Source organism: Acinetobacter sp. YH12116, assembly GCF_013418895.1.
In the GTDB taxonomy this organism is placed as follows: Bacteria; Pseudomonadota; Gammaproteobacteria; order Pseudomonadales; family Moraxellaceae; genus Acinetobacter; species Acinetobacter indicus.
Genome location: NZ_VPBE01000011.1, coordinates 49,149 through 73,609 on the forward strand (window position 1 = coordinate 49,149; position 24,461 = coordinate 73,609).

The 24,461-nt window shown below is 46.0% G+C and carries 26 protein-coding genes; 18 read left to right on the forward strand and 8 right to left on the reverse strand.

What is annotated here, in order from left to right; genetic code table 11:
• Window positions 1-7: 7 nt before the first annotated feature.
• The 7 genes from pcnB to yjgA are packed head-to-tail and all read left to right on the forward strand — an operon-like array spanning window position 8 to window position 5,350.
• Window positions 8-1,480, forward strand: a complete 1,473-nt coding sequence (pcnB, locus tag FTU54_RS08480; RefSeq protein ID WP_180046235.1) for a polynucleotide adenylyltransferase PcnB — start codon at window positions 8-10, stop codon at window positions 1,478-1,480.
• Window positions 1,477-1,965, forward strand: coding sequence for a 2-amino-4-hydroxy-6-hydroxymethyldihydropteridine diphosphokinase (gene folK, locus FTU54_RS08485; RefSeq protein ID WP_180046233.1), 489 nt, complete (start codon window positions 1,477-1,479; stop codon window positions 1,963-1,965). Before pcnB ends, folK begins: the two co-directional genes overlap by 4 nt.
• A gap of 45 nt (window positions 1,966-2,010) precedes the next feature.
• On the forward strand, window positions 2,011-2,820 hold the full coding sequence (gene panB, locus FTU54_RS08490; protein WP_180046231.1) for a 3-methyl-2-oxobutanoate hydroxymethyltransferase: 810 nt from the start codon (window positions 2,011-2,013) through the stop codon (window positions 2,818-2,820).
• Between the two features lie 3 nt (window positions 2,821-2,823).
• A complete protein-coding gene (gene panC / locus FTU54_RS08495; protein ID WP_005182413.1) occupies window positions 2,824-3,669 on the forward strand; it encodes a pantoate--beta-alanine ligase in 846 nt (281 codons plus the stop codon).
• Between the two features lie 27 nt (window positions 3,670-3,696).
• Window positions 3,697-4,548, forward strand: a complete 852-nt coding sequence (gene rapZ / locus FTU54_RS08500; RefSeq protein ID WP_005182418.1) for an RNase adapter RapZ — start codon at window positions 3,697-3,699, stop codon at window positions 4,546-4,548.
• Complete coding sequence (locus FTU54_RS08505) at window positions 4,545-4,814, forward strand: HPr family phosphocarrier protein (RefSeq protein ID WP_034598158.1); 270 nt, start codon at window positions 4,545-4,547, stop codon at window positions 4,812-4,814. Before rapZ ends, FTU54_RS08505 begins: the two co-directional genes overlap by 4 nt.
• Before the next feature lie 2 nt (window positions 4,815-4,816).
• On the forward strand, window positions 4,817-5,350 hold the full coding sequence (gene yjgA, locus FTU54_RS08510) for a ribosome biogenesis factor YjgA (RefSeq protein ID WP_156188789.1): 534 nt from the start codon (window positions 4,817-4,819) through the stop codon (window positions 5,348-5,350).
• Window positions 5,351-5,480: 130 nt separating this feature from the next.
• Here yjgA and FTU54_RS08515 read toward each other — a convergent pair whose 3' ends face one another.
• Window positions 5,481-7,124: an acyl-CoA synthetase gene (locus tag FTU54_RS08515; protein ID WP_127801702.1), complete on the reverse strand. Its 1,644-nt coding sequence runs from the start codon at window positions 7,122-7,124 to the stop codon at window positions 5,481-5,483.
• Between the two features lie 497 nt (window positions 7,125-7,621).
• Between FTU54_RS08515 and thrS the strand changes: the two genes are divergently transcribed.
• Together thrS and infC are read left to right on the forward strand one after the other, a co-directional pair.
• Window positions 7,622-9,544: a threonine--tRNA ligase gene (gene thrS / locus FTU54_RS08520; protein ID WP_104472408.1), complete on the forward strand. Its 1,923-nt coding sequence runs from the start codon at window positions 7,622-7,624 to the stop codon at window positions 9,542-9,544.
• A gap of 5 nt (window positions 9,545-9,549) precedes the next feature.
• The gene (gene infC, locus FTU54_RS08525; protein WP_075167371.1) at window positions 9,550-10,101 is read left to right on the forward strand and encodes a translation initiation factor IF-3; all 552 of its coding nucleotides are present in this window, start codon (window positions 9,550-9,552) and stop codon (window positions 10,099-10,101) included.
• Between the two features lie 47 nt (window positions 10,102-10,148).
• On the opposite strand, the gene FTU54_RS08530 is transcribed toward infC, so the two are convergent.
• Together FTU54_RS08530 and FTU54_RS08535 are read right to left on the reverse strand one after the other, a co-directional pair.
• Window positions 10,149-10,709, reverse strand: coding sequence for a hypothetical protein (locus tag FTU54_RS08530; RefSeq protein WP_087662381.1), 561 nt, complete (start codon window positions 10,707-10,709; stop codon window positions 10,149-10,151).
• A gap of 91 nt (window positions 10,710-10,800) precedes the next feature.
• Window positions 10,801-11,271, reverse strand: coding sequence for an Hsp20 family protein (locus FTU54_RS08535; protein ID WP_045795981.1), 471 nt, complete (start codon window positions 11,269-11,271; stop codon window positions 10,801-10,803).
• 283 nt (window positions 11,272-11,554) lie between these two features.
• Between FTU54_RS08535 and FTU54_RS08540 the strand changes: the two genes are divergently transcribed.
• The gene (locus tag FTU54_RS08540) at window positions 11,555-12,172 is read left to right on the forward strand and encodes a glutathione S-transferase N-terminal domain-containing protein (RefSeq protein ID WP_180046229.1); all 618 of its coding nucleotides are present in this window, start codon (window positions 11,555-11,557) and stop codon (window positions 12,170-12,172) included.
• An 89-nt stretch (window positions 12,173-12,261) separates the two neighbouring features.
• Window positions 12,262-12,684 carry a YqaA family protein gene (locus tag FTU54_RS08545; RefSeq protein WP_005182435.1) on the forward strand — a complete coding sequence of 141 codons (423 nt, stop codon included), beginning with the start codon at window positions 12,262-12,264 and terminating at the stop codon, window positions 12,682-12,684.
• Window position 12,685: 1 nt separating this feature from the next.
• Here FTU54_RS08545 and FTU54_RS08550 read toward each other — a convergent pair whose 3' ends face one another.
• Window positions 12,686-13,414, reverse strand: coding sequence for an energy transducer TonB (locus FTU54_RS08550; protein ID WP_005182437.1), 729 nt, complete (start codon window positions 13,412-13,414; stop codon window positions 12,686-12,688).
• Between the two features lie 295 nt (window positions 13,415-13,709).
• On the opposite strand from FTU54_RS08550, the gene rpmI reads away from it, so the two are divergent.
• The 3 genes from rpmI (at window position 13,710) to FTU54_RS08565 (ending at window position 14,893) form a co-directional block, all read left to right on the forward strand.
• A complete protein-coding gene (gene rpmI, locus FTU54_RS08555; protein WP_001096359.1) occupies window positions 13,710-13,904 on the forward strand; it encodes a 50S ribosomal protein L35 in 195 nt (64 codons plus the stop codon).
• Window positions 13,905-13,916: 12 nt separating this feature from the next.
• Window positions 13,917-14,276: a 50S ribosomal protein L20 gene (rplT, locus tag FTU54_RS08560; RefSeq protein WP_005182440.1), complete on the forward strand. Its 360-nt coding sequence runs from the start codon at window positions 13,917-13,919 to the stop codon at window positions 14,274-14,276.
• An 86-nt stretch (window positions 14,277-14,362) separates the two neighbouring features.
• Window positions 14,363-14,893 carry an AAA family ATPase gene (locus FTU54_RS08565; protein ID WP_180046227.1) on the forward strand — a complete coding sequence of 177 codons (531 nt, stop codon included), beginning with the start codon at window positions 14,363-14,365 and terminating at the stop codon, window positions 14,891-14,893.
• On the opposite strand, the gene FTU54_RS08570 is transcribed toward FTU54_RS08565, so the two are convergent.
• Entirely contained in the window at window positions 14,890-15,918 is a 1,029-nt protein-coding gene (locus FTU54_RS08570; protein ID WP_016659519.1) for a hypothetical protein, read from the reverse strand. The two genes, FTU54_RS08565 and FTU54_RS08570, sit on opposite strands and share 4 nt — an antisense overlap.
• 158 nt (window positions 15,919-16,076) lie before the next feature.
• Here FTU54_RS08570 and pheS point away from each other — a divergent pair, with 158 nt between their 5' ends.
• The 3 genes from pheS (at window position 16,077) to FTU54_RS08585 (ending at window position 19,866) form a co-directional block, all read left to right on the forward strand.
• Window positions 16,077-17,057 (forward strand): phenylalanine--tRNA ligase subunit alpha, encoded by a 981-nt coding sequence (pheS, locus tag FTU54_RS08575; RefSeq protein WP_016659518.1) that lies wholly within the window; start codon window positions 16,077-16,079, stop codon window positions 17,055-17,057.
• A gap of 134 nt (window positions 17,058-17,191) precedes the next feature.
• Entirely contained in the window at window positions 17,192-19,573 is a 2,382-nt protein-coding gene (gene pheT, locus FTU54_RS08580; protein WP_180054640.1) for a phenylalanine--tRNA ligase subunit beta, read from the forward strand.
• Window positions 19,570-19,866, forward strand: coding sequence for an integration host factor subunit alpha (locus FTU54_RS08585; protein WP_004649746.1), 297 nt, complete (start codon window positions 19,570-19,572; stop codon window positions 19,864-19,866). Before pheT ends, FTU54_RS08585 begins: the two co-directional genes overlap by 4 nt.
• 152 nt (window positions 19,867-20,018) lie before the next feature.
• On the opposite strand, the gene FTU54_RS08590 is transcribed toward FTU54_RS08585, so the two are convergent.
• The 3 genes from FTU54_RS08590 to trxA all read right to left on the reverse strand — a co-directional run bounded on the left by FTU54_RS08590 (window position 20,019) and on the right by trxA (window position 22,650).
• Window positions 20,019-20,315 (reverse strand): hypothetical protein, encoded by a 297-nt coding sequence (locus FTU54_RS08590; RefSeq protein WP_180054642.1) that lies wholly within the window; start codon window positions 20,313-20,315, stop codon window positions 20,019-20,021.
• Window positions 20,316-20,727: 412 nt separating this feature from the next.
• Window positions 20,728-21,996: a transcription termination factor Rho gene (rho, locus tag FTU54_RS08595; RefSeq protein ID WP_005182456.1), complete on the reverse strand. Its 1,269-nt coding sequence runs from the start codon at window positions 21,994-21,996 to the stop codon at window positions 20,728-20,730.
• A 327-nt stretch (window positions 21,997-22,323) separates the two neighbouring features.
• Entirely contained in the window at window positions 22,324-22,650 is a 327-nt protein-coding gene (trxA, locus tag FTU54_RS08600; RefSeq protein WP_016659515.1) for a thioredoxin, read from the reverse strand.
• 265 nt (window positions 22,651-22,915) lie between these two features.
• Between trxA and ppx the strand changes: the two genes are divergently transcribed.
• Window positions 22,916-24,436, forward strand: a complete 1,521-nt coding sequence (ppx, locus tag FTU54_RS08605; protein WP_180046221.1) for an exopolyphosphatase — start codon at window positions 22,916-22,918, stop codon at window positions 24,434-24,436.
• Window positions 24,437-24,461 lie beyond the last annotated feature (25 nt).

The following is a 24,461-nucleotide window of genomic DNA, read 5'->3' on the forward strand; positions in this document are numbered from 1 at the left end:
GCGTCTTTTGCAAACTTTGCGCGCGTCAAAATGTGGTTTATCAACCACGCAATTACCTGCTTACATTCTAGATGTTATTGATGCTTTAACCAAAGCTGGCTATGAAGCTTATATCGTTGGTGGTGGTGTTCGTGACCTGATGTTGGGCCTGAATCCGAAGGATTTTGATGCCGTGACCAATGCCACGCCATCTCAGGTCAAAGAGGTGTTCGGACGCCGCTGTCGCATTATCGGACGCCGCTTTGAGCTGGCTCATGTCTATTCTGGACGTGAACTGGTGGAAGTTGCTACCTTCCGTGCACCGCCGAAAAGAGCGGTGACCTCTGCTGCGGGCATGATTTTAAGAGACAATAACTGGGGCACGATTGAGCAGGATTTTGCCCGTCGTGACTTCAGTATCAATGCTTTGTATTACCAGCCACGTAAAGGAATCGTGCTGGATTTCTGTCATGCAGTTGATGACATTAAATCCAAAACCTTGCGTCTGCTTGGGGATCCGACCGTCCGTTTTGAAGAAGATCCGGTGCGGATGCTGCGGACCTTACGTTTTGCGGCCAAGCTGAATTTCAATATTGATCCGGCCATTCTGGAGATTTTTACTCCGGAAATGACTCAGTTGCTGCGCGATGTTTCTCCGCACCGTCTGTATGATGAATCGCAAAAACTGTTCACCATGGGGCATTTAAATCGCGTCTTGCCGATGCTGATTGACTTCGGTATCTGGCGTCAGCTTTTTGCCGACATCAAGCCGGACATCACCCCCTTTATTGAACTGGCTGCAAAAAATACCGATCAGCGCATTGCGATTGGCAAAACCATCAACCCGGCCTTTTTCTATGCGGTGCTGCTGTGGAAGCCATTTTTAGAGCGCTGTGATTTTTATCTGTCCAAAGGGGTAATTCCGGCAGAAGCACGTGCACAGGCTGGGCTGGATGTGTTGAAACGTCAGGCCACCCGCACGGTGATTCCGCGTTTTGCCGAAACCTTTATTCGTGAAGTCTGGGAAATGCAAACCCGTTTGCTGAATCCAAAACCTCAGCAAATTGCTGCCTTGTCCAACCATGCGCGTTTCCGTGCCGGTTTCGACTTTTTGCTGCTGCGTGAAAGATCTGGCGATGCCCAGACTCAAGAGATGGGTACGTGGTGGGATCAGTACCAGACCATGAGCACCGATGAAAAAGAACGTGCCATTGGCCAGTACAACCGTCAGCGGGCCAAGAGCCGTCGCAAAGCTGCACAGGAAGAACATCTGGAGCAGCAGCTGAATGCCGCGCAGACCGCCGAAATTGAACCGCTGGTGAATGAGCCGGAGCCACGCAGCCGCCGTGCCCATAAAGCCAAACAGCAGGAAGATGCCCGTGCCCAAGTTGCATCAACATCATCAAGCAATGGCTCGGGTATTGGTGCAGACCATCCAATTCTGAAGCGCAAGCGGGTACAACGTGATTTAAGTCAGGTTATTTTCGGGCCAACACAATGAGTAGGGTGACTTATATTGGCCTAGGTAGTAACCTGGGCGATTCACGCCAGATTCTGACCGAAGCTGTGCACAAGCTGGCGACGTTGGGTCAGGTCAAAACCTCTAAACTGTATCAAAGTCCGCCAATGGGGCCACAAGACCAGCCGAATTATTTAAATGCGGTGGTACAGCTGCGTACAGATTTACCGGCGCTGGAATTGCTGGATCAGCTGCAGCGTTTTGAGCAGGAAGCCGGACGGGTGCGTTTACGCCATTGGGGTGAACGCACGCTCGATCTGGATTTACTCCTCTATGGACAGGAGCAGATTCAGCATGAACGTCTGACTGTGCCGCATGTCGGCGTTTTAGAACGCAATTTCGTGGTCATTCCATTACTGGATTTAGACCCCGAACTGCGTGTGCATACGCAATTATTAAAAGACTTGCCGTTCATTCAACAGCCCGCACTGGATGTGCTGGACCATGAACACTGGGCAAATATTTAAAGTGATTTTTAGCATGTTCTATGCTTTTCCTAGAGGAACATCTCCATGATTAGTCTCAGTGACTTAAGACAATTTAAAGCCGATGGTCGCAAATTCTCCTGCCTGACTTGTTATGATGCGAGTATGGCCAAGGCAATGGAAATTGCTGAAATTGATAGTATTTTAATTGGCGACTCGCTGGGGATGTCGATTCAGGGCCGTGACTCTACCTTGCCGGTGACCGTTGAAGATATGGCCTATCATACGGCAGCAGTGCGTCGTGGCAATCAGCATGCCTTTATCATGACCGATCTGCCATTTATGAGTTATGCCACCTTGAATGATGCACTGCAAAGCTCGAAAACCGTGATGCAGGCCGGTGCGCAAATGGTCAAAATGGAAGGTGGTGCCTGGCTGGCTGAAACCGTAGAAGTGCTGACCCGTAACGGAATTCCAGTGTGTGTGCATTTGGGCCTGACGCCGCAATCGGTACATGTCTTTGGCGGTTATAAACTCCAGGCGCGTACCCGTGAAGCGGCGGACAAGTTGATTGCCGACTGTCAGGCGGTGGTTGATGCCGGTGCTGCGCTGTTATTGCTGGAATGTGTACCGGCGCAGCTTGGTCAGGAAATTAGTGCCCTGTTCCCGCATATTCCGGTAATTGGGATTGGTGCCGGTGCAGACACCGATGGTCAGGTGCTGGTGGTGCAAGATATGCTGGGTCTGACGTTTGGCCGCGTTGCCAAATTTGTACGGAACTTTATGAAAGAGCAGTCTGGTGAAACAGCCATTTTAGATGCCTTCAAATCCTATCATGCTGCGGTACAAGACGGTTCTTTCCCGGCACGTGAACAAACTTTCCAAGTTGAGTTGTAAAACATGAAAACAGAAACCACGATTCAGGGATTGGCAGCCTCATTAAATCCTGCACGTGCAGCGCGTAAAATTATTGGTTTTGTCCCGACCATGGGCAATTTGCATGAAGGCCATCTGAGCCTGGTGCGTGAAGCGCGTCAATTATGTGATGTGGTGGTGGTCAGCATCTTCGTGAACCCGATTCAGTTTGGTCCAAATGAAGACTTTGACAACTATCCACGGACCTTGGAACAAGACAGTCAATTGCTGGCAGAAGCCGGTTGTGACATCGTATTTGCACCTTCTGTCGAGCAAATGTATGGCAAAAACCCGCGTTTAACCAACATCAGTGTGTCTGAAATTACCGAAGACCTGTGTGGTTTGCAGCGTCCGGGACATTTTGATGGTGTCGCGGTGGTGGTGACCAAGCTGTTTAATATTGTGCAGCCGAACTATGCCTTCTTTGGCCAAAAAGATTATCAACAGCTGGCGGTGATCCGTCAGTTTGTACGTGACCTGAATATTCCGCTGGAAGTGATTGGCGTGCCAATTGTCCGGGCAGAGGATGGTCTGGCGCTCAGTTCACGTAACGGTTATTTAAGTGAACAGGAACGTAAAACGGCACCAGTAATTTATCAAAGCCTGAAAAACGCTGAACAGGCACTGCAACAGGGTGAAAAGCTGTCAGAAGTGTTAGCGAATATTAAAGCAGCATTGACGCAGGCCGGCTTTGTTGTGGACTATGTAGAGGCACGTACACCTGAACTGCAAAAAATTGATGAATTTAATCAAGAGATTGTTTTGTTCGTGGCGGCAAAATTGGGAAGCACCCGCTTAATTGATAATATGCAGATCAAACCGACTGCATAGCTCAGCAATGGAAAGGACAGCCTTGTCATGAAGCGTATTTTGATTGTGACCGGACAATCAGGTTCAGGAAAATCCTCGGCTTTGCAGGTTCTCGAAGACCTCGGATATTACTGTATTGATAACCTTCCTCTGGCATTGCTGCCCGAAATTGTGGCCAAGCTTGATCTGGAAAATAATCTGGAACAGCTGGCGCTAGGGGTCGATGTGCGCAGTACCCGCGCCAATTTGCAGGAATTTGACCAGGTATTTGAACAGCTGCAGGGTCATGGCTCGGTCGATATTATTTATCTGACCGCCCAAGATCAGGAGCTGATCACCCGCTTTAGTGCTTCGCGCCGTCCACATCCTCTGGCCAGCCGGTTTAAAAGTCTGCATCAATGCATTCAGGAAGAAAAAGTCCTGCTTATGCCGATTCAGCTGCGCTCCACGGTGCACATTGATACCACCGACAAGAGTGTGCATGACTTAAAGCATACCTTGCTGTCGAAGCTGGGTCAGACCGATAAACTGATTGTGATTTTGCAATCTTTTGGCTACAAGCATGGTATTCCGCTGGATGCCGACTATGTCTTTGATATCCGGCATTTGCCGAACCCACATTGGGATCTGTCTTTGCGCAAATATTCCGGGCTGGATGAGCCGGTGCAACAGTTTCTGGAACAGCATGAACAGACCAATGAAATGTTCCAGGATATTTATCAGTTTTTAAATAAATGGCTGCCTGCATTTGCAGAAGGGCATCGTCATTATATGACCATCTCTATTGGCTGTACCGGTGGGCAGCACCGATCTGTTTATATGGTGGATAGACTAAAAAAGGCACTTGAGGCACAATGGTCTATTCAAGTCTTACACCGGGAAATGAAGCACTGGTCATGATTGACACAACTGTTGACGTAATTAATAAACTAGGTTTACATGCGCGTGCATCAGGCAAACTGATTGAAGTCACCACGAAATTCCGTTCGTCCATTCAAATTGGCAAAGGTGACAAGTTGGTCGATGCAAAAAATATCATGTCCCTGCTCATGCTCGGCGCAGGTAAGGGCACAACTTTACGTTTAGTGATTGAAGGTGCAGATGAAGAACAAGCTTTATCTGAAATTCAGGCACTTTTTGCAGCAAAATTTTACGAGGCAGATTAATCGTGGCACGTCGACCGCACCGTTTTACCGAAGATGATTTCGAATCTTTAGAAGGACGTGCAAGTAAAACTGAACAGAAAAAAGCCGTACAGCGTATGGCTGCTTTGGGCGAGCAGTTGTCTCAACTGAACCCGAAGCAAATTCAAAAGCTTCCTGTAGATGAGCGTTTAATTGATGCACTCATTGAAGTGCAGAATATCAGTTCGCATGAGGCGCGTCGCCGTCAGTTCCAGCGGATTGGGAAACTGCTGCGCAATGAAGATGAATCGGTGATTCTGTCTTATTTAACCCCGCAGCAGGGTGCCAAAAAAACCGCACAGCTGCAACGCTGGGTCGAGCGGATTATTAAAGATGGTGATCCGGTAATTAATGATTTCTGCAAAACTTATAATGCGGCAGAACGACATACCCTGCGTCAGCATGTGTTGCGCATTCACCGTGATTTGAAAGTGGAAATGCCGGAAGCAGAGCTGGAAGCATCCAAGTTAAAATTGTTTAACTATGTGCAGCAAGTGGCGCTGTTATCTGACAATTAAGCTAATCAGACTTTATCTGGTCCGAAGCCATTAAAAACGACTCAATGGAGTCGTTTTTTTATTGCGGTTCATTTTTGGGTGACTGATTTGAAAACGGGCACTATGACCCGCATCAACATCTCAGCTGGCTTTAACCGAACTCGCCGACAGCGCGTTCTTTGGCCCATTCACGTAATACAAACTTCTGTAATTTTCCGGTCGAGGTTTTAGGAATCTCGGTAATCACCACTTCTTTTGGCACTTTAAAGCGCGCCAGATGCTGCTGGCAGAAGGCAATGATTTCATCTTCGGTCACGGTTTTACCTTCTTTAATTTCAATAAAGGCGCACGGGACTTCCTGCCAGCGCGGATCCGGTTTGGCCACCACTGCCGCGGTGAGGACCGCAGGGTGCTGGTACAGCACCTCTTCAACCTCCAGCGAGGAAATATTTTCACCGCCGGAAATAATCACATCCTTGGAGCGGTCGGTAATTTTGGCATAGCCATCCGGCTGGCAAACGGCCAGGTCACCGGTATGGAACCAGCCACCGGCAAAGGCTTCGGCCGTCGCTTCCGGATTTTTTAAATAGCCTTTCATCACGATATTGCCACGGAACATAATTTCGCCCATGGTTTCGCCATCGTTCGGTACCGGTTGCATGGTCTCCGGGTCGAGGACTTTCATGCCATCTTGCAGCGGATATGGCACGCCTTGGCGTGAATGCAATTGCGCCTGTTCCTGAATAGTCAGCTCAGACCAGCCAGCTTGTGATGCACATAGCGCCGATGGGCCATAGGTTTCAGTTAAGCCATAAACATGGGTCACGTTAATGCCCAGATTACGCATCCCTTCAATAATCGCCGCAGGTGGTGCAGCACCGGCCACCATCACTTCTACGCGATGCTCAATTTTGATCTGCTGCTGTTCCGGGGCATTAATCAGCATCGACAGTACAATCGGTGCGCCGCAGAAGTAATCAACTTTGTGTTCTGCAATCAGCTTAAAAATCAGTTCAGGATCGACTTTGCGCAGGCAGATATTGGTGCCGCCATTGGCCGCCATGGTCCAGGCAAAACACCAGCCATTGCAGTGGAACAGCGGCAAGGTCCATAAATAGGTCGCGCGCGGGGTCATGCCGCAGGCAATAATATTACTGGCGGCATTGATATAAGCCCCACGATGATGATAGACCACGCCTTTCGGGTTGCCGGTGGTGCCAGAGGTATAGTTCAGGCTAATCGCATCCCATTCATCTTGTGGGAGTGACCATTCAAAATTGGCATCGCCTTCAGCCAGCCAGTCTTCATATTCAATCTGGCCAATCGGGGCAGTAAAGCACTGCTCGTACAGCTCATCTTCAACATCAATCACAAAAATTTCTTGTGGCACCAGCGCCAACGCTTCTTTGGCCACGGCAGAAAATTCCGGATCAACCAGTAACACTTTGGATTCGGCATGTTCCAGCATAAAGGCCAGACTTTTGGCATCGAGCCGGGTGTTGAGGGTATTGAGGACGGCGCCTGCCATTGGTACGGCAAAATGTGCTTCCAGCATGGCTGGTACGTTCGGGAGTAAGGTGGACACGGTATCATTCTTGCCGACCCCCAGCTGTTGTAGCTGATGGGCAAACTGGCGGCAACGTTGATATTTTTCTCGCCAGGTAATGCGGCGTTTACCGTGAATAATGGCGTCCTGATGCGGGTAGATATAAGCAGCGCGTTCAAGGTATCTCAGTGGAGACAAGGCCACGAAATTGGCAGGGGTACGCGGCAATTGATCATATGCGCTAACCATTATTATTACTCCCTAATCATATTTATTGTTTCTCTGGTTTAAAGATATTCATTTCAGTGCAGGCTTGCAGTTATTCTTTAGTCGAGTGAGCGGTATTGCTGCTGAATAGGCACGCTATCATCTGAAATATAAACCTTTTTTGATCCGGTAAAATTGTATGGAGATATTTCTTTTTTATCTGGGTGTAGCTGATGATGGCAGTTGCAGATAGATTGGCCAGATCAGCATATAAAAAGCCACATCATCCGTTTGACCGGTAAATCCGGAAATAAAATTGGCCCATGCAGCACATTTTTTTAAATCGGAAAAAATTAAGCATAAACACGAGGCTTAATTTGAATTTTCTCGGAGAAAAGGTTTAATCACCGCGCCAAGACGTGTAAAATTCTAGTCGATTTTTTATTTACCACCGTTTTTTATCTTTTGAGGTTCTCCTCGATCATAATCTCGCGGTGACATGCTCCATGGTACGGGGCATCACTCCTTAAGGATTTTCTATGCCAATTATCACTTTGCCGAATGGTGATCAAAAACAATTTGATCAAGCCGTATCTGTGATGGAAGTTGCACAAAGCATCGGCCCGGGTCTTGCCAAAAATACTGTGGCAGGTCGTGTGAACGATCGTTTAGTCGATGCCTGCGATTTAATTACCGAAGATGCCACCTTACAAATCATCACACCGAAAGACGAAGAAGGGGTCGAAATTATTCGTCACTCTTGTGCGCACCTGGTGGGCCATGCGGTAAAACAATTGTTCCCTGAAGCAAAAATGGTGATTGGTCCGGTCATTGAAGAAGGTTTCTACTATGACATCTGGATGCCACGTCCATTTACTTTAGATGACATGGCGGCCATCGAAGAGCGTATGAAAAAGCTCATCGACCAGGACTACGATGTTGTGAAAAAAATGACCCCGCGTGATGAAGTTATTGCTGAATTCACTGCGCGTGGCGAAGAATACAAACTGCGCCTGATTGCAGACATGCCTGAAGAAACTCAAATGGGCCTGTACTACCATCAGGACTATCTGGATATGTGCCGTGGTCCGCACGTACCAAATACCAAATTCTTAAAATCGTTCAAGCTGACCAAAATCTCGGGTGCTTACTGGCGCGGTGATGCCAAGAACGAGCAGCTGCAACGGATTTACGGTACCGCTTGGGCTGACAAAAAACAGCTGGCTGCCTACATCAAACGTATTGAAGAAGCAGAAAAGCGTGACCACCGTAAAATTGGTAAAGCCTTAGACCTGTTCCATATGCAGGAAGAAGCGCCGGGTATGGTGTTCTGGCATCCAAATGGCTGGACCATTTACCAGGTGCTGGAACAGTACATGCGTAAAGTGCAGCAGGACAACGGTTATCAGGAAATCCGTACTCCGCAGGTGGTCGATTTCACCTTATGGGAAAAATCGGGTCATGCCGCGAACTATGCGGAAAACATGTTTACCACGCATTCTGAAAACCGTAACTACGCAGTGAAGCCAATGAACTGCCCATGTCACGTGCAGGTGTTTAACCAGGGCCTAAAGTCGTATCGTGATTTACCAATCCGTCTGGCAGAATTTGGTTCATGTCACCGTAACGAGCCATCGGGTTCATTGCACGGTATTATGCGGGTACGTGGTTTCACTCAAGATGATGCGCATATTTTCTGTACCAAAGAGCAGATTGGCCAAGAGGTTGCTGACTTTATTCAATTAACCTTAGACGTCTACAAAGACTTTGGTTTTGAAGATGTGCAAATGAAGTTATCGACTCGTCCTGAAAAACGTGTCGGTGATGATGCACTGTGGGATCTGGCGGAAAAATCACTGGCCGATGCTTTGGATGCAGCGGGTCTGGCCTGGGAATTACAGCCGGGTGAAGGTGCATTCTATGGTCCGAAAATTGAATTCTCATTGAAAGACTGCTTAGGCCGTGTATGGCAGTGCGGTACCATTCAGTGTGACTTTAACTTGCCAGAACGTTTAGATGCTTCTTATGTGACGGAAGATAACGACCGTGATCAGCCGGTAATGTTACACCGTGCGATTCTTGGGAGTTTTGAGCGTTTTATTGGTATACTTATTGAACACTATGCGGGCTTTATGCCACCTTGGTTATCGCCAACACAAGCCTGTGTAATGAATATTACCGACGCGCAAGCTGAAGCCTGTGGGTCAGTCGTCGAGAAACTGAAAGAAAACGGTATCCGTGCGATTTCTGACTTGAGAAATGAGAAAATCGGCTTTAAGATTCGTGAACGTACTTTAGAGCGTATTCCTTACTTGCTGGTTCTTGGCGACCGTGAAGTAGAGGAAGGTACAGTGAACGTGCGTACCCGCTCAGGAAAAAATTTGGGTACTATGTCAATTGATGCTTTCATTGACCTAGTAAAAGCAGCCGTTGCCGAACGCGGCCGGTACATTGTGGAGTAAGAAAGATTAAACAGCCTGACCGTAACCAACAACAAGGTGCTAAGAGTAACCGCCCTGCAATTAATGACGAGATCCGTGCAAAAGAAGTACGCCTCGTTGCAGCGGATGGTGAACAAAAAGGAATTGTTTCTTTAGCGGAAGCATTGCGTGCTGCAGAGGATGCAGATCTTGACCTCGTTGAGATTGTGGCAAATGCAGAGCCGCCTGTTTGTAAAATCATGGATTACAACAAGCACTTGTTTGACCTGAAGCAAAAGCAAAAAGATGCCAAGAAAAAGCAGCATCAAGTGCAGGTAAAAGAAATTAAATTGCGCCCAGCAACCGATGTAGGTGACTACAACGTAAAACTGCGTGCCATTTTAAAGTTCTTGGAAGAAGGCAACAAAGTCAAAATCACGCTGCGTTTCCGTGGTCGTGAAATGGCGCACCAACAATTGGGTCTGGCACAATTACAGAAAATTGAAGCGGATGTAGCTGAAATTGGTGTAGTTGAACAGGCGCCAAAAATGGAAGGTCGTCAAATGGGTATGCTGCTTGGACCGAAAAAGAAAAAGTAAGCACTCATTGATCAGAAAAGCCCTGCAAGTGCAGGGCTTTTTTATTTTTAAACTTTTGTATTTAAATCCCAATGCTGCTTTAGGTCGTTTACGATTTGATCAGTGTAATTTTTAGAGAAGCTGCCTAACTGAATGAGTGTAAACCTTTGTCTGAGGCTATTGCCTAAGTTTTTTTCAATAAATATAAATTGTACCGTCCCCTGACGAAAATTAAACTGCTGTTCTGATTCAGGCGTATTAAATCGGGTGAGATTTCGTTTGATATAATAATAAGGTGGGTCATATTTAGCATTAAATCGGCTACTTGAAATATCTTCGCGTTTGATTGACCACAATGTAGGTATGCCAAGCACACTATAATAAATTTTAGACTCGGTAATATGTAGTCGTATATTCCACAAAGACAATGAAATTATTATAAAAATAAGCATATAGAGCAAAGATTGCGGCGCTTCTTTGATAAGCGCATTTAAAACTTCCAAGAAGGGTATATCATTATCAAGCCCCATCTTCCAAAGAATCCATAACACGCCAATGGGTGCAGCTAGACTTAAAATGGAGGCATACTGAAAGATCAAAATAGGATAGGAGTGGTTTTGAATATTCATACTTTTTATTTTTATGTTTCATTGCTTTAAATGTATCAATTTAAATAAAAAAAGAAAGACCCATCTTCGAGTCTTTCTTGGGATTTAATGATTATTCAGCATTCACTGTTTTTTCGGTCACTTCAGGTGTTTCGAGTAACAGTTTTTTGCCGATTGGAATTTGACGCGGTAATTTTTCTTCAGGAATAATGCGCTCAAGATCAATCACCAATAAGCCATTTTCGTAGTCCGCTTGTTGCACTTCAATATGCTCATCTAGACGCAATGATAATTTAAATGAACGGCGCGCAATGCCTTTGTGTAAGTATTCAGTATGTTCTTGCTGTACTGCTTCAGGTTTGCCTGTAATGGACAGTAACTGATTTTCAAGGCTAATGCTGAGTTCATTTTGGCTAAAGCCTGCAGTTGCAACCACGATACGGTAACGATTTTCGCCACTTTTTTCGATATTGTAGGGCGGATAATTCGGTGCATCGCTTTGCATTGCATACTCAATAAAGTCGTTAAGACGGTCGAAGCCAATGCTACGGCGGAATAATGGATGAAGATTTAAATTACTCATAATTAGAACCTCCTGAGGTCAGCAAAGTTTTAAAAATAAGAAATAAGATCTGTCATGAATATCATCGACAGGGCGAAAGATGAATTTCATCCTTACGCAAAAATAAATATAGGTGTAGGTGTTAAAATTTCAAGAATTAAAGCTAAATTTATTTAAAAAAATTTCTTAAAATACTGAAATTAAAATAGAAATAAATTATAAATGATGCGCTTGCTGTTTTTCTGAAGATACATTAAATTGTCATAACAAAACACCAGTGAAGGTGTGTGGAGTATAAAATCTGATGATTGATCTTTATTATTGGGGCACGCCCAATGGCCATAAAATTACGATTGCCTTAGAAGAAATGGCGCTGCCATACCAAATTTTCCCGATTAATATCCTTGAAAACGACCAGTTCCAGCCAGATTTTCTGCGCATTTCTCCCAACAATAAAATTCCAGCTATCGTCGATCAGAATGGACCGAATCGCCAGCCGATTTCGATTTTTGAATCGGGTGCGATCTTGCAATATCTGGGCCGTAAAACCGGTATGTTCTATCCGGTAGATGAGCTCGAGCGGGTAGAGGTGGAGCAGTGGCTGATGTGGCAAATGGGTGGCTTAGGCCCGATGCTGGGGCAGAACCATCACTTTAGCCGTTTTGCACCCGAGCGTATTGCCTATGCCACCGAGCGTTATGTCAATGAAAGCAAACGTCTGTATGGCGTGTTAAACAAGCAGCTGATCGGGCAGAAATATGTAGCCGGTGAATATTCAATTGCCGATATGGCGATTTTACCGTGGTTGTTACGCCATGAATGGCAGCAGATTCCGCTAGAAGATTATCCGCATGTGCAGGATTATATTGAGCGTTTAACCGCCCGTCCGGCAGTACAACGCGCCCTGGCGATTCAGGTTTAAATAATCATCATAAAATCACCTAAAGCATCTTCGGGTGCTTTTTTTGTGATTTCAGTTAAGATGGGCAGAACCTGTTAACTGCATCTGTTATGGCTTATCTGCTGTTATTTCTGTCGGCCTTTGGGGCGGCTACCTTATTGCCGTTGCAATCTGAAGCGGTATTACTGGGCCTGCTCATTCAAGAGCAACATTCGGTGATGGCTTTAATAGCCATCGCCAGTCTGGGCAATATTCTGGGCAGCTGTGTGAACTGGTGGTTAGGACTCAAGATCGAGCAGTATAAAGACAAGCGCTGGTTTCCGGTGTCTGAACCCAAGCTGCAGCAGGCACAGCAGATTTATCGGAAATATGGCTTCTGGTCTTTGCTGCTCAGTTGGGTGCCGGTGATTGGTGATCCAATCACCCTAATTGCCGGTTTAATGAAAGAAAACTTCGCTCGATTTCTGCTGATGGTGAGTGTAGCCAAAATCGGGCGTTATCTGTTTATTTATCTGGCTTATGCCATGTTCTAGTTTAGCCCTCACATTCTGCTGGCTGAAAACGGACTTCATCTTTCAGGCTGGATTTTTTATAGATCCAGAATTTGCGTGGTACATCGACCTGTGCACCTTGCAGCGCCTGAATCAGTTTCTGGTCCAGCGCATAACGGCCGGAGCCTTGCTGAATTTTAACCTTGTGGATGTTGCCGTATTTATCGGCTTTCATTTTGAACTGAATCCGGCGGGCATGACCATTTAACTCATCTTCGGTGACGTTCAGTTGAGGCTGGCTGCGATATTGAAACGCGCTTTTTGCGCCGGCTTGCTGCGCTTGCCAGACAGTCGAGTCAAAGCTGTAGTGGCAGTCCTGAGCAGTATCTTTTAAATCCAGATGAAAGACCTGATAACCAATCACTGGAACCGGGGTATCATCGACCAGATGTGGTTTGATTCTGGCCTGTTTTACCGCCTGGCTAATCAGCTGATCTAAAGATTTTAGCCCGGTACTTTCCTGTACCGTGACTTTGTTGATTTGCCCCGATTCATCGGCATGAATCCGTAAAATGGCCGCGCGGTTTTGCTGCTTTAAATCGGCATTGCTATAACGCAGCTGCGGAAACTCGGTCCATTGAATACGCGTGGTCAGATGGGCAGCCAACGCCGAGGTTTTTTGTACTTGCAGTTGTTCGGCAGGGGCAGCAATGGCAAGCGTGGCACTAAGCGGCAGTGCCAGACACAGACTCAGGCAAATGGTTTTTTTCATGAGGATTAGCTTGTTGTTGGGCAAAAGAAGGAACGCTGCGCAGTATTTCCTGAATCGGGCTTCAGTACAAGTCTTCCGCTATAAAAATAAGATGTTCCATCTTCATGTTTTGGCTGTTCAATAACAAGGAGAGATCCTGCTAATCTCAAAGACCTCATCTGCCGATAGAAGGCGAGCGACTTTTGCAATATTTGCTTTTGTTTTAGACAAAGATGCTTTAGAATACGTGCTCCCTTACCTGCAGGTCGTTTGTAATGGTGCAAATGAGCCGAACAGGTACTTAAAAGAGGTTGTTATGGCTAAGTTAAAAACTCGCCGTGGTGCAGCTAAACGTTTCAAAGCGACTGCTAACGGTTTCAAGCGTAAACAAGCGTTCAAACGCCACATTTTGACCAAAAAATCTGCTAAACGTATCCGTCAATTGCGCGGCTGTGTAATGGTTCACGTGAGTGACGTTGCTTCAGTTCGTCGTATGTGCCCATACATCTAAGGAGATTTATAAATGGCTCGTGTAAAACGTGGTGTACAGGCTCATCGCCGTCATAAAAAAATTCTTGCTCGTGCTAAAGGTTACTATGGTGCTCGTTCACGCGTATATCGCGTAGCGTTCCAAGCGGTAATCAAAGCAGGTCAATACGCTTACCGTGACCGTCGTCAGAAGAAACGTCAATTCCGTGCTCTATGGATTGCGCGTATCAATGCTGGTGCTCGTCAAAACGGCTTATCTTACAGCCGTATGATTGCTGGTTTGAAGAAAGCTCAAGTGATCATCGACCGTCGCGTACTTGCTGACATCGCTATGCATGACGCAGTTGCATTTGCTGCTTTAGCTGAAAAAGCGAAAGGTGCATTGGCTGCCTAAGTCCTCGTGACTTAAAAGAAGACCGCTTTATGCGGTCTTTTTTATTGCGCAGAATCAGGATCTGGATGATGAAACAGGGAAATTGTATGCAGCGAATTAATGTGGTTGGTACTTCGGCTACAGGCAAGTCGACCTTTGCCCGGGCGCTGGCAGAAAAGCTGGGACTGGCCTATATCGAGCTGGATAATCTGTTCTGGTTAGATGACTGGCAGCAAAGTGCTGATGCAGATTTTTTTGCCAAAATTCAGGCAGCCATTGAGCAGGCACCCAATGGCTATGTGATTGATGGCAACTATACCCGCACTATTCCCATTAAATGGGCACAGGCCGATACTATTATCTGGCTGGATTTACCGTTTCATAGCAATTTGCTGCGCTCTGTACAACGCGCCGTGCAGCGCGCGGTTTCACAGCAAACCCTCTGGCCTAATTCCAATAATCGGGAAACGATCAGACAGCTGTTTAGCCGCGATTCGATTGTCTGGTGGATGATTAAAACCCATCAGAAAAATCGCCGGCATTATCTGCAGCTGATGCAATCTCCCGAATATGCCCATCTGCACTGGATTCGGCTGACCTCGGTCGCTGAGGTTGAACGGTTTCTGAATCGCGTTTAAAGTCCGAAATAATAGGCCAATAAACAAATTACCACAGTAATAAGAATCAGCTTGATGACTCCAGTCGCACCAACTTTATGATGAGACGGGGCTTTGGCTGAATGCGCTGCTTGCGCATGGGTAGCCTTGTTGTCAGATGCGAACGGTTCCAGCGGATTCGGCTGTGCGACAGGCGTCAGCTGGGCGCTTTGGTAATGGTTGGCCACCTTGACAATAAATTTGGCGCTTAAATCATCCAGCTTCTGGGCAAAATGGCGCAGGTCAAGCTGCTCTTCCGGACTCAGCACTTCATTATCTGCATTATAGGGATGCTGGATTTTCTGTTGAATATCATCTTTTAGCGCTTCTAAACGGTACAGCATGCGATGTGCATAATCGGCCTGATAGTGAGTCGGTAATAAAGACAGCTGATGCGGATCAGGTGTATCTGCCGTAAGCGGAACACCATAATAGGGTAAATTCTGCTGTTCAGGTGGCTGAAAGTCGGCCGCCAGTGTATGGGAAAACAGCTCCTGCTCGGTAAACAGATGAATTTCATCCCAGTGAGCGGGTTCTAGATCGGCCTCTACCTTTTTGGCCAGCTTACTATTGAGTTCATAACGCCAGAACGTTTCCTGGCGCAGTTCAATACGCTGTGCCGATGGAAATTCATAATCATTGTCGGCGTTATACCATTCCGGCAATTCCTTGCCACAAATCCAGGCGAATTTTTTATGTGCTTCATGGCTGACAATAAAATGCGGGTAGGGCAGCAGCTCGACATTGGCGTTGGGATTTTTTTCATCGACCAGCAGACTGGCATTGTGCAGACTCAGTCGGGTTGTACCCTGGCGTTTTAAGCCTTCCAGCCAGATTTCAAAATGCTGGGCCAGCAGATGCTGGGAATTTAAATCACGAAACCAGAACATGTGCTGATTAAAAATGGGATGCGCACGCCAGCGACTGAAACTCAAATCCTGGCTCAGATATTCATTGCCATAGGTGACCAGGGTCAGTTGCTGTTTCCAAATTTGATCGAGCGCCATAGTGTTTGATCTCATTGATATTTTGATTATCTTATACTTTTTCCAAATTGCGATGCCAATCTAATTTTCCTGCAATGCAACTTCATTCTACTGTCCAAAAACTGTTAGAATGTGGGGTTTTTTAATTATATTCAAAATTTGTTGCTTTGAGAGTTACTATGTCACTGGAAGCCCTGACCACTGAAGCGCTCGCTGCCATTGCAGCAGCAGACGACCTTGCTACACTCGATCAAGTACGGGTGCAATTTACGGGGAAGAAAAGCCAGCTCGCGGAACAATCTAAGTCACTTGGTAAAATGGATCCTGAACAGCGTAAAGCGTTTGGTGCGCAAATCCATGCGGTGCGTGAAGCCATTAATACTGCATTAACCGAGCGTCAGGCAGCATTACAGCAAGCGGCATTAGAACAAAAACTTGCCAGCGAAACGGTGGATATTACCTTACCCGGCCGTGGTCAGACCATTGGCTCCATTCACCCGGTAACTCAGGTGCAAGAGCGTATTTGCCAGTTCTTTACCAAAGCCGGTTTTACTGTGGCTACTGGCCCAGAAGTTGAAGATGATTATCACAACTTTGAAGCGCTGAATATTCCAGGCCATCACCCGGCCCGTGCCATGCACGACACGTTCTATTTTGATGCGACTCATTTGCTGCGTACCCATACCTCTGGTGTACAGATTCGGACCATGGAAACCCAGCAGCCGCCAATCCGTATTGTCTGCCCGGGCCGTGTTTATCGCTGTGACTCCGACCAGACGCATTCACCAATGTTCCACCAAATTGAAGGTTTGTACGTGGCGGAAAACACCAGCTTTGCTGAACTGAAAGGTTTACTGGTGAACTTGCTGAACGAATTCTTTGAAAAAGATTTGAAAGTCCGTTTCCGTCCGTCGTATTTCCCGTTCACCGAGCCAAGTGCTGAAGTGGATATTATGGATGAGCGCGGTAAATGGTTAGAAGTGCTGGGCTGCGGTATGGTGCATCCAAATGTATTACGCGCGGCAGGTATTGATCCGGACAAATATAAAGGCTTTGCTTTTGGTCTGGGCGTAGAGCGTTTTGCAATGTTGCGTTATGGCATTAACGACCTACGTATGTTCTACCAGAATGATGTGCGTTTCTTACGCCAGTTTGCTTAAAACAAATTTATACCTCTCCCTGACCTCTCCTAAAAGGAGAGGGGTTGTCCATCGGTGACATAGGGTTCTCCCCCTTTTTTTAAAGGGGGAGTTAGAGGGGGATTTTAGAGATTTGAATTACAGGTTTTATATTAATGAAAATTAGCGAAAATTGGCTACGCACGTGGGTCAACCCAGCCATCGATAGCGAAAAACTTTCTGACCAGTTAACCATGCTGGGTTTGGAAGTTGATGATTTATCTCCAGCTGCAAAACCATTTACTGGTGTAGTGGTTGGTGAAGTGCTGACGGTTGAACAACATCCAGATGCAGACCGTTTACGTGTAACGACGGTGAACATTGGTTCAGGCGAGCCTTTACAAATCGTCTGCGGCGCGCCAAACGTACGAGCAGGTATGAAAGCACCTGTGGCAACTATTGGTGCAGTATTACCAGGCGATTTTAAAATCAAGAAAGGCAAACTGCGTGGTGTGGAATCACAAGGCATGCTCTGCGGTGCATCTGAAATCGATTTAGAAGACAAAATCGACGGTCTATTAGAACTTCCTGTGGATGCACCGGTCGGTGTCAACATCCGTGAATATCTGGACCTAGATGACAACGTGATTGACATCAGCATCACGCCAAACCGTGGTGATTGTTTCAGCATTCGTGGGATCGCACGTGAAATTGGGGTGATTAACCAACTGCCTGTGACTGCGCCTGACATTCAAGAAGTGGCTGCAAGCATTGCTGATGAAAAGAAAGTGGTTGTATCGACTGAAGGCTGTCCACGTTATTTAGGTCGTGTGATCAAGAACGTGAACACCAAAGCCGCGACGCCTGAATGGATGGAGCGCGCATTGGCACGTTCGGGTATCCGTCAGCACAGCATTCTGGTTGATATTACCAACTATGTCTTGATGGAACTGGGTCAACCACTCCATGCCTTTGATGCTGCAAAAGTGCAAGGTGCTGTGCAGGTGCGTCAGGCGACTGCGGGCGAAAAACTTGTTCTATTGAATGAACAAGAAGTAGAACTGCAAGACGATGTCATGGTGATTGCTGATGATGAAAAAGCACTGGCGATTGCGGGCATCATGGGTGGTCTGTCTTCATCGGTTACCGATGAAACCACTGAAATCTTCCTGGAATCTGCTTTCTTTGCACCGCTGCATATTGCCGGTCGTGCGCGCCGTTTTGGCCTGCATACCGATGCCTCTCAGCGTTATGAGCGTGGTGTGGATTTTGAACTGCCATTGATCGCCATGCACCGTGCCTCTCAGTTAATTTCTGAGCTTGCAGGCGGTGAGTTTGGCCCAATTACGGTGGCAGAAAATGCAGCAGTATTGCCAACACGTGACGCGATTGAACTGGAACAGGCACAGGTCGATCAGCTGCTGGGTTATAGCGTAGATTCAGACTTTATTACCGATGCTTTAACACGCTTGGGTTGTGAAGTGACGGTAAAAGCGCAAGGCCAATGGTCTGTGGTACCGCCATCGCATCGTTATGACATGGCCATTTACCAGGACCTGATTGAAGAAGTCGCGCGTATTCACGGTTATGACAATATTCAAATCAGCCTGCCGGTGATTGACACCAAACTGGCGAAGTATCAGGATCAGTTTGAAGTGGCACAGCTGCGTCAAACCCTAGTGACTTTGGGCTATCAGGAAGCAATCAGCTTTAGCTTTGCTGACCTGAAACTGGAAAAACAGCTAAATGCAGCGGTCAACCCACTGGCATTGGCGAACCCGATTTCAAGCGATCTGGCGGTGATGCGTTCAACCTTGCTGTCGAGCCTGATTCCTTGCGTACAGTACAATATTAACCGTCAGCAAAGCCGTGTGCGTTTCTTTGAACTGGGTTTACGTTTTGATTATCAGAATGCAACTTCAATTCATGACCTGAAACAGATTCCAACCCTGGCGATGATTGCGGTGGGTGCTAAAACAGCAGAATCATGGCATGGCAAGCCACAAGCTATGGACTTCTTTGACCTGAAAGGTGAAGTTGAAGAGTTGCTGGCGGCAGGTCGTGTACAGGTCGAATACGTACGTTCAGAGCGTAGCTGGTTGCATCCAGGCCAATCTGCAGAGATTCTGGTCAATGGCCAGTCAATTGGTTATTTAGGTCGTCTGCATCCATCTCTGGAAAATGAACTGGATTTAGGCACTACTTGGGTGGCGGAACTGGATCAGCAGGCTGTTTTGCAAACTTATGTATCTAATTTTACAGAATTATCACGTTTTCCGTCGGTAAGACGTGATATTGCGCTTTTAATTAGTGATAAGATTAATGTTAGCGAAATTCAGCAACTTATCGAACAAACGGGCGGCGAGCTTCTGCATTCAACCTGGTTATTCGATGTGTACACTGGTCAAGGTGTTGAAGCGGGTAAACGCTCATTGGCATTTGCACTGTTATGGCAACATCCGACACGTACGCTTGAAGATGCTGAAATTAAATCAGGTATGGACAATATCCTACAAGTGTTAGAAAACACTTATCAAGCGACATTGAGGGCTTCATGACAGCATTAACAAAAGCAGAAATGGCTGATCATTTAAGTGAGCTCACGAGTTTAAACCGTCGTGAAGCGAAACAAATGGTCGAGTTATTCTTCGATGAGATTAGCCAGGCGCTAATCTCTGGGGAGCAGGTGAAACTTTCAGGTTTTGGTAACTTCGAGTTGCGTGATAAACGTCAACGTCCAGGCCGAAATCCGAAGACGGGTGAAGAAATTCCGATTTCTGCACGCCGGGTGGTAACCTTCCGTGCCGGACAGAAGTTCCGCCAACGTGTTGGAAATGAGCAGATCGATTGATCTGCTTTTTTTATGCCGCTAAAAAAGTAAGGGCTGAGGTTCTAACGGCAGGTATTACCGTGTTCCTTGTATGTGATGATGAGATGTTGTAAGAAATATTCAGACAATAAAAAAGAGAGCCAAAAGGCTCTCTTTTTGTCAATAATCTAAGATTATTGAGCTTCAGAAGCAGCAGCGTCAACAGCAGCATCAGCAGCGTCAGTAGCAGCATCAGCAGCAGCAGCAGCAGTGTCAGCAGCATCAGCAGCAGCGTCTACAGCAGCATCAGCGCCAGAAGCAGCTTCAACAGCAGCAGCGTCAGCAGCAGCTTCAGCTTCAGAAGCAGCTACAACAGCTTCAGATGCAGCTTGGTTAGCGTCAGCAGCAGCTTCTTCAGTTTTTTTAGCACAACCAACGAAAGCTAAAGTAGTAGCAACTGCAGCAGCAATAGCGATTTTTTTGAATAACATGGCATCACTCTCTAAAAAATTGAGATTAAAAAAAACCGACGTTAGCCTGTTATATGCTTTTATTATTCCTAATTTTGTTAGGCACTAACAACGCAGGAGCAGTCTAACTGGTCTGCGAATATGCTATCACTGAGTTTTTTTAATTACTACTAGCTTGCTCTAAAAAAAGCCGAAAAAAGCCCTAAAATGCGTTGTTTTTTAACAGAAAATAACAATCAAGAGTTCAGTTTATATTGGCGAAAGGCGATTTAAATCATTAAAAACTATAGGGTTTTTTTGAAATACTTATTTATAATCATTTACTTAAAAATAAGTTTACACAGAAAACATCCAATTGTATCTTTATGTAAAGATGGTCAACCGAAATAAAAAAGCCATCGTTATACGATGGCCTTTTTAAAAAGTTTTGATCTTAGTTGCTGGCTTTACGCTTCATATGATCAAAGAACTCGTCATTGGTTTTGGTTTCTTTCATACGATCCAGCAGGAATTCCATGGCTGCCAGTTCATCTTGGGTATGCAGCAGCTTACGCAGAATCCAGACCTTACGCAGGTTGTCTTCAGACATCAGGCGCTCTTCACGACGGGTACCTGATTTCTTGATGTTCATGGCAGGGAACACGCGTTTTTCGGCAATACGACGATCAAGCGTAATTTCCTGGTTACCGGTACCTTTGAATTCTTCGTAAATCACTTCATCCATCTTGCTGCCGGTTTCAATTAACGCGGTTGAGATGATGGTCAGTGAGCCGCCTTCTTCAATATTACGTGCGGCACCAAAGAAACGCTTTGGACGTTCCAGTGCGTGAGCATCGACACCACCAGTCAGGACTTTACCTGAAGATGGCACCACGGTGTTATAGGCACGCGCTAAACGGGTAATCGAGTCAAGCAGAATCACCACATCTTTTTTGTGTTCTACCAGACGCTTGGCTTTTTCAATTACCATTTCAGCCACTTGTACGTGACGGGCTGGAGATTCATCAAAGGTTGAGGCAACCACTTCACCACGCACGGTACGTTCCATTTCGGTCACTTCTTCCGGACGTTCGTCAATCAGCAGAACAATCAGGAATACTTCCGGGTTATTACGTACAATCGACTGGGCGATGTTTTGTAATAACATGGTTTTACCAGCTTTTGGCGGCGCTACAATAATTGAACGCTGGCCTTTACCAATTGGCGCAACCAAGTCAACCACACGCGCGGTTAAATCTTCAGTGGTACCGTTACCAAGTTCCATGACCAGTTGTTCGGTTGGGAACAGTGGGGTCAGGTTTTCAAACAGGATTTTATTGCGCGAGTTTTCTGGCGTGTCGTAGTTAATCTGGTTAACTTTTAACAGGGCAAAATAACGTTCGCCTTCTTTTGGTGGGCGAATGGTGCCGGTAATGGTGTCACCGGTACGCAGGTTAAAACGACGAATTTGCGAAGGGCTGACATAGATATCGTCAGGACCGGCTAAATAAGAGCCTGCTGCAGAGCGTAAGAAGCCAAAACCATCTGACAGAATTTCGAGCACGCCATCACCAAAAATCTCTTCGCCATTCATTGCATGACGTTTTAAGATGGCAAAAATAATGTCTTGCTTACGGTTACGAGCCATTCCTTCAAGGCCCATAAACTCGGCAATCTTGATGAGTTCGCCAATCGGTTTTTTCTTGAGTTCGGTTAAATTCATAGGTGATCAGATAGAATCAAAAATTCTGGGGTACAGGTTGGAAGGGAAGCAACATTTGACCGCATGCAGGCAATAAAACGAACGCAATTGTATTTGCACAATAACAATTCAGAGGACTGATTAATTGTTTCAGAGAAAAATGTGAAAAAACAATTTCTGTTGCCGAGCGGCATTTTTGTGTTGTGTCTTTTAAGAAACGGGCGGGACGGGAAGTCCTTTATTTCTTGAGCAAGCAATATAAGAGAGAAACGCCGATTTGTCAATTTATAGACGAAAAAAATACGCTATGAAACATAGCGTATTTTAATTTTTCTAAACAGACAGGATTTAGATGTTTTCATCAATAAATGCAGTCAGTTTCGATTTTGGTGCAGCACCAATCTGCTGGGCAACCACTTCACCATTTTTGAACATCAACAGTGCAGGGATGTTACGGATGTTGTAGTTCACGGCAGTTTGTTCGCAAGCGGTCACGTCAACTTTCACAATTTTAACTTTGCCTTCATATTCAGTCGCCAAAACTTCAAGTACTGGCGCAATTGCCTTACAAGGCGCACACCAGCCCGCCCAGAAGTCAACCAATACAGGTGTTTCAGATTGAAGAACGTCTGCTTCGAAGTTTGCATCCGTTGTGTTTACGATGTTGCCAGACATGGAATGTGCTCCAAATGAATTTTTGTATAGATAGCTATATTTATTAGTATTACATAGCCATCTAGAACAATGTAGAGGAATATGTAAATTTTCGATCTTTCCTGTGAATTTGTCTAATTGATGCTCACGATGCTGATGATCGTGTCACACAATTGTCACATCTGCCGAAAATTTAAATACTCATCGAAATGTGCGCACAAATGGCTTTTAAATTGCATGTATGTGAATTACTCTAGGCACAATTCTGTATAGGTTTGTTTGAAGAATGTCTGATTTTTTAATTGATGAAGAGTTACTTGCAGCCATCGATATGGGGTCGAACAGCTTCCACCTGGCCATTGCCCGTGTGGATCATGGTGAAGTAAAAAAAGTGGCATCAATGTCAGAAAAAGTACAGCTTGCCGCTGGTTTAGATGAGAATAAAAATTTAACCGAAGCCGCACAGCAGCGCGGTTTAGCCTGTTTGGCACGCTTTGTCGGACGTTTAAGCGCTGTACAGCCGAACCGTTTACGTATTGTTGCCACCAACGCCTTGCGTCAGGCCAAAAACGGACATGAATTTATTCAAAAAGCCGCAGAAATCTTGCCAAAACCCATTGAAATTATTGCCGGTCGTGAAGAAGCCCGCTTAATTTATCTGGGCGTGTCGCACACCATGGAAAACAGTGGTCGCCGCCTGGTGATTGATATTGGCGGTGGTTCAACCGAGCTGATTATTGGTGAAGAATTCGAACCTATTCATACCGAATCTTTACAGATGGGCTGTGTGGCCTATACCAAAGCCTTTTTCGCCAAAGGTGAAATTAACCATAAAAGTTTTGACAAAGCCGTGTTTGCCGCACGCAAAGAATTATCCACCATTGCCAATACTTATAAAAATGCCGGCTGGGATACCGTAGTAGGCTCAAGTGGCACCATTAAAGCCTGCCGCCAGATTACCGTGAATATGGGCTGGAGCAATGCGCAGGAAAATCTGACCCGTGAGGGCCTGGAAAAACTCAAAGATAAACTGCTTAAATACAAGCATGTCTCTGAAATGGACTTTGACGGTTTAAAAGAAGATCGACGAGCAGTTTTGCCAGCCGGGATTGCGATTTTATATGCAGTTTTTGATATTTTAGATATTGATAAACTGGTTTATTCCGATGGTGCCTTACGTGAAGGCGTAATGTATGACCTGCTGGGCCGTTTCCAGCATGAAGATATCCGAGACCGCAGTGTGCAGGCGCTGATGGGCCGTTATAACGCCGATCCGAAACAGGCAGAACGTGTGGTCAAAACCGCGCAGCACCTGTTTGAAGGCGTAGCCGCGGAGCTGAAATTGACCAGCGATGACAGTGATTTACTGCGCCGCGCGGCCTATTTACATGAAATTGGTCTGGCGATCAGTCATGGTGGCTATCATCGTCATGGTGCTTATTTATTACAACATTCGGATATTCCGGGCTTTTCACAAATTGATCAAAACCATCTGTCGCATCTGGTTGCGCACCATCGCCGCAAGCTGCGTCAGGACGATAAAATTGATGTCAACAAGGTCGGTGGCCATAAATTAATGCATTTATGTCTGCTGCTGCGCCTAGCAGTTTTAGTCAATCACAGTCGCAGCGATCAGATGCTTCCTGCCATTGAATTGAGTGTTCAGAATGCGCAACAATGGCAGCTCAGCGTTTCGGGTGATGCTAAACAATGGCCATTGCTTGTCGCTGAATTGCACGATGAACAAGTGCAGTTCAAGAATTGGGACATTGAATTAAAAATTCATTCGGAACAATTTGTCGATTAACGTTTTGGTTAATTTAGGGATAACA

Bases quoted from the DNA above. Each gene is read 5' to 3' on its own strand.
- FTU54_RS08535 (WP_045795981.1), bottom strand. From the start codon at position 11,271: ATGAGTAATTTAAATCTTCATCCATTATTCCGCCGTAGCATTGGCTTC.
- pheT (WP_180054640.1), top strand. From the start codon at position 17,192: ATGAAAATTAGCGAAAATTGGCTACGCACGTGGGTCAACCCAGCCATC.
- FTU54_RS08565 (WP_180046227.1), top strand. From the start codon at position 14,363: ATGCAGCGAATTAATGTGGTTGGTACTTCGGCTACAGGCAAGTCGACC.
- folK (WP_180046233.1), top strand. From the start codon at position 1,477: ATGAGTAGGGTGACTTATATTGGCCTAGGTAGTAACCTGGGCGATTCA.
- rho (WP_005182456.1), bottom strand. From the start codon at position 21,996: ATGAATTTAACCGAACTCAAGAAAAAACCGATTGGCGAACTCATCAAG.
- thrS (WP_104472408.1), top strand. From the start codon at position 7,622: ATGCCAATTATCACTTTGCCGAATGGTGATCAAAAACAATTTGATCAA.
- panC (WP_005182413.1), top strand. From the start codon at position 2,824: ATGAAAACAGAAACCACGATTCAGGGATTGGCAGCCTCATTAAATCCT.
- FTU54_RS08585 (WP_004649746.1), top strand. From the start codon at position 19,570: ATGACAGCATTAACAAAAGCAGAAATGGCTGATCATTTAAGTGAGCTC.
- FTU54_RS08530 (WP_087662381.1), bottom strand. From the start codon at position 10,709: ATGAATATTCAAAACCACTCCTATCCTATTTTGATCTTTCAGTATGCC.
- FTU54_RS08590 (WP_180054642.1), bottom strand. From the start codon at position 20,315: ATGTTATTCAAAAAAATCGCTATTGCTGCTGCAGTTGCTACTACTTTA.
- FTU54_RS08515 (WP_127801702.1), bottom strand. From the start codon at position 7,124: ATGGTTAGCGCATATGATCAATTGCCGCGTACCCCTGCCAATTTCGTG.
- FTU54_RS08505 (WP_034598158.1), top strand. From the start codon at position 4,545: ATGATTGACACAACTGTTGACGTAATTAATAAACTAGGTTTACATGCG.
- ppx (WP_180046221.1), top strand. From the start codon at position 22,916: ATGTCTGATTTTTTAATTGATGAAGAGTTACTTGCAGCCATCGATATG.
- rplT (WP_005182440.1), top strand. From the start codon at position 13,917: ATGGCTCGTGTAAAACGTGGTGTACAGGCTCATCGCCGTCATAAAAAA.
- rpmI (WP_001096359.1), top strand. From the start codon at position 13,710: ATGGCTAAGTTAAAAACTCGCCGTGGTGCAGCTAAACGTTTCAAAGCG.
- FTU54_RS08550 (WP_005182437.1), bottom strand. From the start codon at position 13,414: ATGAAAAAAACCATTTGCCTGAGTCTGTGTCTGGCACTGCCGCTTAGT.
- pheS (WP_016659518.1), top strand. From the start codon at position 16,077: ATGTCACTGGAAGCCCTGACCACTGAAGCGCTCGCTGCCATTGCAGCA.
- rapZ (WP_005182418.1), top strand. From the start codon at position 3,697: ATGAAGCGTATTTTGATTGTGACCGGACAATCAGGTTCAGGAAAATCC.
- FTU54_RS08540 (WP_180046229.1), top strand. From the start codon at position 11,555: ATGATTGATCTTTATTATTGGGGCACGCCCAATGGCCATAAAATTACG.
- panB (WP_180046231.1), top strand. From the start codon at position 2,011: ATGATTAGTCTCAGTGACTTAAGACAATTTAAAGCCGATGGTCGCAAA.
- trxA (WP_016659515.1), bottom strand. From the start codon at position 22,650: ATGTCTGGCAACATCGTAAACACAACGGATGCAAACTTCGAAGCAGAC.
- FTU54_RS08545 (WP_005182435.1), top strand. From the start codon at position 12,262: ATGGCTTATCTGCTGTTATTTCTGTCGGCCTTTGGGGCGGCTACCTTA.
- FTU54_RS08570 (WP_016659519.1), bottom strand. From the start codon at position 15,918: ATGGCGCTCGATCAAATTTGGAAACAGCAACTGACCCTGGTCACCTAT.